Raw genomic sequence first — 7,381 nt, 5'->3', positions numbered from 1 at the left:
GCCCTTCATCGGCTCGTGACGCCTAGGCATCCACCGTGCGCCTTCCCTAGCTCAGCACCGTACTCACGCACGACGCCAAGCCGACAGGATCGACTCTGCTCTTCCACTACTCTTCTGCTGTCAATGTTCGTGACCTGCTGAGCGGCGCTCGGATCGCTCCGAAAACGCTTCCCAACAAAAACGGCCCGACGACTGTCGGACCGTCACCGCACTGATCGAACGATCAGAGACCCCGCAGTGAGGCCCCCTCAAGCTCGTGGTGCGCGATGACTGTCAGAATCGTCGTCACTCCGGACGCCCTGGTCGCTGGGCGCCCGAACAGTATGCAGCGCGCCGCATAGCGCCGTCAAGGGTCTTTTTGGCGCGAAATGGGAAGTGTTGCCCCGCATGTCGCGTCTGTCGGCGTCTGGTGCGCTGTTTCCCTGGCGTTCACCCCCCGTTTCGTTCGGTGTGCCCGGTGGCCGGGCCGATGGCCCCGCTCCCGATCTTCGTTCGGCTTGACAGGGGTACGCTCCCTCTCTATCCTCCCGTCGATGGCCGCCTCTGGCCGCTGTCCACTTGCTGAGGGGGTCTTCAAGATGGCCGAAGCCAACGCGATGTTCAACAACATGCTCTTGTCGGTGTTCTTCGCGTTGATCGGCTTTGTTCTGCTGTTCATCGGCTATCGTGTGTTCGATGCGCTGACGCCGACTGACCTGAACAAGCGGGTCTTCGAGGACGGCAACGTGGCGGCGGCGATCCTGGCCGGATCGTTCGTGCTCGGCCTGGCCATCATCGTGGCGATGGCGATCAACTAGCCGCTGCCCCCCAACTGATCCCATCGACTCCCAGCTGCCGCGTCAGGCGTCTGGGGCGCGGCGTGGGACGATCTCCAGGCCCGCTGCGCGCGGGGTGTCCCCCAGTCGCCGCCCGAACGCCAGGCAGAGGTCCCGCATCCAGACGCCGAGGCTGAGTCGGTCGGCTACGTCCGTCCCGCGCGCCTGCCCGACCAGCGTGAAGTAGACATCCTGCTCGGCGGGCCCATCCTCGGCAGGCCCATCCTCGGCGGCTGTCGCGAGGCCCGTGCCCGTCCTGCCCGTCTCGATGTTCCAGGGGCGCGGGGCCGCCGTGGCTGCGCGTCGGTGTCCCATCATGCTGGTGCGGAGCTGTCCCCAGGCGCTCGCCGGCCGCGGCCCGAGCCGTTGCGCGGCGACGGTCCCCGTGGCGGTGAGCCGCCAGCTCCGCCGGTCGAGCGTCAGGCGGACGGGCCGGGCCTCCCAGACGCCCGCTCGCACGCGCTCCTCGAAGCGAACGAGCGCGCCATCCTGCGCGGCCAGCTCCATGAACGGGCCGCTGCCTCGCCGCAGGACGGTCGGCGGATCGTAGAGGGCGCAGCCGCGCGGTGCGATCTCCAGCAGACGGCCATCGTCGAGGATGATCCACGTCCAGCGCACAAGGCGCTCCCCCTCGGGCTCGCTGCAGAGGTAGATAGTTTGCACGGTGGCGTCAGTTTCGGATTCGGCGGCGCGCCGGGCGGTCGCGGCTGGCAGCAGCAGCCGGTCGCCGGGGACGGGGCCGAAGTCGTCCACGGTCCAGGCGTCGTGTCCGCTGGGCGCATCGGGTGTTGCAGCGGCGCGCCGTGCAGCGTCAGATGGTGAGGCGTCGGACATCGCCGTCTCCGTTTCCGTCTCCACGCTCTGCGAACGTCCCAAGCCACTTCGAGCTGGACGTAATGATCTTCTCGCCGAACCGTGTGTAGTACCCCCCGAACTCGCCGTTGACGGCGAACGCGCCGACCGTCGCGTGACCTTCTCGGACCTCCGAGCCGGTCGAGGTCTGGACCGTGGCCAGGGAGCGCCCGACTCGGACCCGCTCCTGGCCGATGTAGGTCTGCTGGGCAGCCAGCGTCGCCCACAGTTCCGCCGAGCAATCCTCGCCGAAGAAGACCTCCTGGCCCTCGCGCCCGAAGACCTGCTTGGCGACCAGATCCTGGCGCGGGACGTGCGCGGGCGCGTCCTCCAGCATCCAGGTGGCGGGCAGGTGTTCCACAATGGCGCATCGCTCGTCGGCGTCGAAGAGGCCGGCGTCGTCGCGGTGCGCCCAGATCCAGGCGAGCAAGCCCTTGTTCTGGAGCAGCAGCCCGTAGAGGCCGTTCAGGACCGTCACCGTCCCGAGGGCAACGGCCTCTTCGAGCGCGGCGAACGTCGGCGTCCCGAAGATCGCCTCGAAGGGCAGGTAGCGGTAGACCGCGTCCACCCGCTGCCCGCGCAGGGTCAGGCCGCGCGCCGTCAGGCGGAGGTTGCCGGCGTCTCCCAGCACCACGTCGAGGCCCCGCGCGGCCAGGGCTGGCGTCACCAGCCGCGCCGTGAACGCCATCTGCGACAGGTCTTCCAGCTCGCTCGCCGTCGTGATGACGCCGAGCGCGCCGCCCCGTCCGACCGGCTCGACGGCCCCAAGGATCGCCTCGGTCAGCCGCTCGCCCAGGATCGCGCTCGGACGAGCCAGCCCGGCCGCCTCGGACACCTGCTCGTAGACCAGCCGGTCGCAGGTGATCCCTTCGCGGATGCCGGATGGCGTGTCGGCGTTCAGCTCCAGCAGTCGCCAGCGGCCGGACTCATCCTGCACGAAGTCGAACCGCCCGACGATGGGCACGCGCGGTGGTTCGACTGACAGCAGCTCGGCGGCGGCCCATGGGAACCCGAGCTTGATGGTCGCGGCCACGTCGGCGGCCACCCGCTGGCCGGCTGTGTGGAAGACGCCGGAGAAGACCCGTGTGAGCCTCGCCAGCAGCGCGTGACCGCCGGCGCTGAGCACCCAGGCGTTCAGCGCGAGGTACGGCTCGCCGCGCACCATCAGGTCGGGCAGGAGGGCGTCAAGCTGCGCGCGCCGCCAGAAGCGGCGGTACCGGGCAGCGCTGACGCCGGTCGGCTCGGCGATGAGTGCACGCAGCGGCCTGCTCACCTGAGGAGCGCCCCGAGGGCCGTGTCTGCCGTTGCCACCGATGCGGCCACCTCGATGCCGGCCTGGAGCAGCATCTCGCGGTACGGCTGCAGATCCCGCGCCACTGGCGGCAGCCCGAGGGTCATCGGCTCGGGGCCATTCGGGCCAGGGACCGGCGGGCGCTCGCTCGTGAGCCAGCGGACTTCCTGCACGCCATGCTCCAGCAGGAAGCGCGTCGACGGCAAGCGGCAGATCTGGTACTCGTAGCGATTGTCGAAGGTGCGGCCCGGGACCAGCACCGGGTACGCTGGCGGCCCGGTCCGGTCGCCGTCCGCGACCAGGATCGCACCCCGCGGCTGGGCCGGGCGACGGACGCCGTCCGCCCCTCGGAGCAGCAGCTCCAGCAGGCGACGGCACGGCAGCACGGCCGGGCTGGCGATCCACCGCTGGATGACCGGCACGACGTACCAGCCGGCGTCGGTCAGCTCCGGCGCGGCAGCCAGCAGCGGCTCGGCCGGCACGTCGGCCAGCACCACCTGGAACGTGTCCCCGCGGCAGTCGTCTCCCTGGGAGCGCGGCACTGTCCGAGCGGGCCGCGCCGGGATGCCAGCCGCCAGCTGCAGGCTCTCGCCCGTGCCCAGGAATGGCGCGGCACAGACGTACGGCCAGAACGGCCCGGCCGCGTGCTGCCAGCGAATGAGCGCCCGGGCCAGCCGCTCAGCGGTCATGGCGTTCGTGGTGCGTCGCCGGCATCAGCAGTGCTCGACAGAATCTCCCGCAGCCGCTGCCGGTCTTCGTCAGTCAGGTGGGGCAGCACCGCCAGCCAGTGACGGCGGGCGGGCGCGTCCAGCTCGGGGCTCCGTCGGATCAACTGCGCGAGCGACGGCTCCTTGCGTGGTCGGGCCATACGGTCTGCCGGCCCTCGTCAGCCCAGGCTGCTGCCGCCGCTGCTACTGCTGCTGCCCGCCGACGCGCCGCTCTTGCCGCCCGAGAAGATGGACGAGCCTGGCCGGGCTGCGCCGCTGGCCGGGCCGCTCAGCGAGCCAGACCGCGATGAGGCCGCCGTTCCCGGCCCCGGTCCGCCGGATTGCCCGGTCGATGCTGCCCGCGAGGGTGAGGTCCAGGTTCGTGCGGAGGTGGCGGGCGCAGACACGGAGCTGCCGGCCGAGCCGCGCACGGAGCCCTGGCCCGGCGTGGCGGCCGGCGGGTTGCGATACGCGGGCGTCGAGGCGGCAACATCGCCGCTGGCCGGGGCGCTGCTGCTGCTTGACCCGGTCGTCGTGCCGCCGCCTGTGGGGAACGGGTACCAGAGGATCGAGCTGCCCCTGGTTGACCCGCTGCTGCTGGAGCTGCTCGACGACGTTGACGTGCGCGGGGTCGGCGTCGGACCGCCGACGGGCGTGTCGTCGTCTGGCAGGGTGATGGCGGTGTCAGGCTTCAGGCGCAGGATCGGGTCGCCGCTCGACGGGATCTCCAGGGTGTCGTCGTTCCCCTGCGCCAGCTTCACCAGGCTGGCGCGAGCGGGCGTCCAGGTCTGCGCGCCGGCCGTGTTGCTGCGCCACATGAAGTCGTAGACGCCCTGCGGATCGCGCGAGATCGAGTTGGGCGAGATCGGGTAGGCGCCGGGCGATGTCGGAAGGCCGCTCTTGACCTCCTGGGCCAACGGCAGGACGGCTGGAGCGGTGCTGGCGGCCGGCCCCGAGCTCGGCGCGGAGCACGCCGCGAGCGACGATGCGAGCAGCAGCGCCGCCGCGACCCGGACGGACGGCTCGGCATGGCGGCGCAGGTAGCGGCTGGCATCCTCGGCCAGGTCGAGGAGCTGGAGGCGCGTCGCGGCCTGCCGGTCGGCGTCACCGGCCTGCCGGTCGGCGTCGACCGGCGGCGCATCGTGTCGGGATGGGCGAGACGTCATTCGAGTTGCCATCTTCACTCAGACGACCGTTCGCCGCCAGGAGTTCCACAGGGCTGGTGTCGCAGTATAGCCCGCGCGCTACCCCTGCCATGGCGTCTGAGGCAATCGGCCAGGGCGATTGCCCGTTCGTCGGTGTTCCCAGAACGTGGCAAGACGCGCAGGCGGGGGTTTCAACCCCCGCCTACAGTCATTCAGTCGCTTCGCGACGAAGGACGGGAATTGCCGTCGCCGGGCGAGACAGGAGCGTCGCGGAGCGACTGCAGGATGGTAGGCGGGGCTTTCAAGCCCCGACGACGCTGCACGCCCCGCCCAATGTGTAATCGCCCTGGGCAATCGGCGTCGAGGCTCGTCTACGTCGCGAACTGACGGTCGCCGGCGTCACCCAGCCCGGGCACGATGTACCCATGCTCGTTCAGATGGCTGTCAACCGCCCCAACGTAGATATCCACGTCCGGGTGGGCAGCCTCCAGCGCGCGGATGCCCTCCGGCGCGGCAATCAACCCGACGTAGGTCAGCGGGCGGCGATCTGTGCGGCGCAGCACGTCCACCGCCGCGACCGCCGAGCCGCCGGTCGCCAGCATCGGATCGAGCAGGAACCAGTGCTGCACCTCGTGGCCGTGCGGTGGCTCGCCGGTGGACAGCCGGTTGTAGTACTCGACGGGCCGCAGCGTCTCCTCGTCGCGGTACAGCCCCAGGTGCCAGACCTGGGCCTGCGGCACCAGCGACAGGAACGGATCGACCATCCCCAGGCCGGCCCGGAGGATCGGGACCAGCCCGACCGTGACGCCAAGCTCGAAGCCGGGGGCGTCGGCCAGCGGGGTGCGGACGGTGCGCGGTTTGAGCGGCAGCGCGCGCATCGCCTCGACGCCGAGCAGCAGCGAGATCTCGCGTACCAGCTCGCGGAACCGTGGCGGGCGGGTCTGGACATCCCGTAGCTCGGCAACCTTCAGGCGGACAAGCGGATGCTCGGACGCGTAGAGCATGGCGCGCGCGGCTCCTGGCTGATCTCGGCGGCGGCGAGCAGGCCGCCGCGCCGTCAGGATACCGGAAGCCGTCGCTCCGTGGGGTGGATCGGGGCCGACATCGGCCTGCCGCGTCCGCGCACCAGTCCGTACAGCACGCGCGCGCTGCCGAACAGCCCACCGGCCGCCATCACGTACATCAGCGGGTCGACCGGGTACCGGTAGCGCGGCACGTCGCCGACGAGCATCGCGCTGACGGCGATCAGGATCAGCGCCACCAGGAACGGCAGCATGGCCGGCCGGTAGGCGGGGATCGCCAGCGCCAGCAGCGCTCCCAGGACGCCCAGCCCGACAATCGGCCAGGCGATGCGCGTCGGACGGAAGATCTGGGCCAGCCACTCGGCCTCGCGAGCCTCGTTGACGTGGGCGGGCGGCGGCGCTTCCAGCAGATAGTTGAAGCGTGCCCACTGATTCGAGACACGCGGCTGATCGTGGACGTCCTGATGCCAGCTGACCAGCTCTTCCTTCGGAGCGCCCTTCAGCAGCTCGTAGAACATCTCGACCGTCCCGGCGACCCACAGCATCGGATCGCGCAGGATCGCCTCGGTGGCGATGTCGCGGAGCATCGCGTCGGTCTGGGCTTCCGTCAGCTTCAGCTCGTCACGGATGCGCTGAAAGACCTGTCCTGGCTCCGGTCGCTTGTCGGTCACCTCCTGAGCGATCTGGCGGGCGCGCGTCCGCTGCGGGTTCTCGCCGGGGAACGCCCCGACCTCCTTCTCGTAGAAGACGAAGTTCCGCTCGTGCTTGACCGACCGCGAGATCAGGAAGCGGCCGGTGCTGGCCGCGCCGGCCGTTCCGTACACAAGCTGGTTGCGGATGGCCCAGGGGACCACCAGCAGCGCGAAGCAGCCGGCAGCCAGGACGCAGGCGACGATGCTCGGTCGCCAGCGACGCAGCGCCAGCAGGGCGGCGAAGGGCAGCGCCACCAGCACCGCCTGCCCCACAGGGCGGGTCAGCGCCGCCATGCCGAGCATCAGGCCGCCGGCCGCGAAGTAGGCCATGCGGCCGGTGCGGAGACCGGCCACCAGCAACAGCATCGCGAGGATCAGGCAGAAGGTGAAGACGGATTCGGTGATCAGGTAGTGCTCGTAGATCAGCAACGGGCTGGAGAGCGCTGCGCCCAGGCCGGCCAGCAGGCCGGCCGCCCGTCCGAAGGTCAGCCGCCCGATGCCGTAGGTCAAGACGGCCGTCACCACGCCCAGCAGGTGCTGGGCGAAGGTGATCGCCAGCAGGTCTCGCCCGAAGATCGCCACCGAGGCGGCCATCGCGATGGGGTAGACCGGCGTCCGCCGCTGGGCGAGGATGAACGGCTCGCCGTCCACGAGGGCCAGGGCCGGCTCGACGTACTCGATGCTGTCCTTGGTGACGAAGGCCGGGACGCGGAAGGCGAACGCGCTCCGGAGGGCGAACGCCACCAGCACGACCAGGATGATGGCGAGCAGATCGGGGTGGGCGCGCAGCCATGTCACGACAGGTCGAAGCGAAAGGTCCTCACCCCCCAGTCCGGTGGCTCGACTGGGTTGGGGGG

8 protein-coding genes are annotated in these 7,381 nt (G+C 70.7%); 1 reads left to right on the top strand and 7 read right to left on the bottom strand.

Translation table 11 applies throughout. The annotated features are described in order from the left end of the window. Positions 1-578: 578 nt before the first annotated feature. Entirely contained in the window at positions 579-797 is a 219-nt protein-coding gene (locus IT306_19615) for a DUF350 domain-containing protein (protein ID MCC7370638.1), read from the top strand. Positions 798-839: 42 nt separating this feature from the next. Here IT306_19615 and IT306_19610 read toward each other — a convergent pair whose 3' ends face one another. The 7 genes from IT306_19610 to IT306_19580 form a co-directional block, all read right to left on the bottom strand. After that, on the bottom strand, positions 840-1,649 hold the full coding sequence (locus tag IT306_19610) for a hypothetical protein (GenBank protein MCC7370637.1): 810 nt from the start codon (positions 1,647-1,649) through the stop codon (positions 840-842). Further along, on the bottom strand, positions 1,627-2,940 hold the full coding sequence (locus tag IT306_19605; GenBank protein MCC7370636.1) for a glutathionylspermidine synthase family protein: 1,314 nt from the start codon (positions 2,938-2,940) through the stop codon (positions 1,627-1,629). The genes IT306_19610 and IT306_19605 overlap by 23 nt, the downstream gene beginning before the upstream one ends. Next, a complete protein-coding gene (locus IT306_19600; GenBank protein ID MCC7370635.1) occupies positions 2,937-3,647 on the bottom strand; it encodes a hypothetical protein in 711 nt (236 codons plus the stop codon). The genes IT306_19605 and IT306_19600 overlap by 4 nt, the downstream gene beginning before the upstream one ends. Continuing rightward, positions 3,644-3,826 carry a hypothetical protein gene (locus tag IT306_19595; protein MCC7370634.1) on the bottom strand — a complete coding sequence of 61 codons (183 nt, stop codon included), beginning with the start codon at positions 3,824-3,826 and terminating at the stop codon, positions 3,644-3,646. Before IT306_19595 ends, IT306_19600 begins: the two co-directional genes overlap by 4 nt. An 18-nt stretch (positions 3,827-3,844) precedes the next feature. Further along, positions 3,845-4,843 (bottom strand): hypothetical protein, encoded by a 999-nt coding sequence (locus IT306_19590; protein ID MCC7370633.1) that lies wholly within the window; start codon positions 4,841-4,843, stop codon positions 3,845-3,847. A gap of 338 nt (positions 4,844-5,181) precedes the next feature. Continuing rightward, positions 5,182-5,814: a uracil phosphoribosyltransferase gene (gene upp, locus IT306_19585; protein ID MCC7370632.1), complete on the bottom strand. Its 633-nt coding sequence runs from the start codon at positions 5,812-5,814 to the stop codon at positions 5,182-5,184. A 53-nt stretch (positions 5,815-5,867) separates the two neighbouring features. Further along, complete coding sequence (locus tag IT306_19580) at positions 5,868-7,322, bottom strand: glycosyltransferase family 39 protein (protein MCC7370631.1); 1,455 nt, start codon at positions 7,320-7,322, stop codon at positions 5,868-5,870. Positions 7,323-7,381 lie beyond the last annotated feature (59 nt).

The organism is Chloroflexota bacterium, assembly GCA_020850535.1.
Classification (GTDB): Bacteria; Chloroflexota; UBA6077; order UBA6077; family JACCZL01; genus JADZEM01.
The sequence above is the reverse complement of the archived record's forward strand: the minus strand, read 5'-3'. Positions and strand labels throughout refer to the sequence as shown.